Below are 1,157 nucleotides of genomic sequence, written 5' to 3'. Positions count from 1 at the left end.
TCCTCGGGGTACTTAGATGTTTCAGTTCCCCCGGTTCGCCTCGCAGCACTATGTATTCATGCTGCGATGATGCACTGAGTGCACCGGGTTTCCCCATTCGGACATCGCCGGCTGTAGCGGTTCATATCACCTTGCCGGCGCTTTTCGCAGATTAGCACGTCCTTCATCGCCTCTGACTGCCAGGGCATCCACCGTGTACGCTTGGTCGCTTAACCTCACAACCCACAGGCGTTTTGAACGCTCGTGAATCGCGATAATCTTGAGACCCGGCCGCATCGTTCTGCCACCCTTATTACGGAGGGTGGCCGGACGCGGTCGTTTCAAATTTTCAGCTTGTTCCGGATTGTTAAAGAGCAATAACTTCGCAATGCACTCGAAAATGCATTCAGAAGTTGAATATCAACGCGGGGACGTTGATGGTGGAGCTAAGCGGGATCGAACCGCTGACCTCCTGCGTGCAAGGCAGGCGCTCTCCCAGCTGAGCTATAGCCCCAATGATTCGCAAAACCCTTCACCCAATTCTGTCGAGTTCGAGGCGTGACGACGCGAAGCATAGTGAACTATGCGAGCCGTTGTCATAACGCAGAAATCGGGAGAATTTGGTAGGCCTGAGTGGACTTGAACCACCGACCTCACCCTTATCAGGGGTGCGCTCTAACCACCTGAGCTACAAGCCTGGAGAGAGTTTTACTGCTTCTTTAAATTTCATCAGACAATCTGTGTGAGCACTTCGCGGGAAGGTATCTTCAGGTAAGGAGGTGATCCAACCGCAGGTTCCCCTACGGTTACCTTGTTACGACTTCACCCCAGTCATGAATCACAAAGTGGTAAGCGCCCTCCCGGAGGTTAAGCTACCTACTTCTTTTGCAACCCACTCCCATGGTGTGACGGGCGGTGTGTACAAGGCCCGGGAACGTATTCACCGTAGCATTCTGATCTACGATTACTAGCGATTCCGACTTCACGGAGTCGAGTTGCAGACTCCGATCCGGACTACGACGCACTTTATGAGGTCCGCTTGCTCTCGCGAGGTCGCTTCTCTTTGTATGCGCCATTGTAGCACGTGTGTAGCCCTGGCCGTAAGGGCCATGATGACTTGACGTCATCCCCACCTTCCTCCGGTTTATCACCGGCAGTCTCCTTTGAGTTCCCGGCAT

At 53.6% G+C, this 1,157-nt stretch carries 2 tRNA genes and 2 rRNA genes; all 4 read right to left on the bottom strand.

What is annotated here, in order from left to right:
- Positions 1 to 215: ribosomal RNA gene (locus AC2CF9_RS18145) — 23S ribosomal RNA — on the bottom strand; the annotation flags it as partial.
- A gap of 202 nt (positions 216 to 417) precedes the next feature.
- Positions 418 to 493: transfer RNA gene (locus tag AC2CF9_RS18140), tRNA-Ala, on the bottom strand.
- Positions 494 to 600: 107 nt separating this feature from the next.
- Positions 601 to 677 (bottom strand) — tRNA-Ile (locus AC2CF9_RS18135).
- Positions 678 to 751: 74 nt separating this feature from the next.
- A 16S ribosomal RNA gene (locus tag AC2CF9_RS18130) occupies positions 752 to 1,157 on the bottom strand; the annotation flags it as partial.

This window comes from Pantoea sp. SYBGC1 (assembly GCF_057197005.1).
Note: the sequence above shows the minus strand (reverse complement) of the source record. Positions and strands in the feature narration are given on the sequence as shown.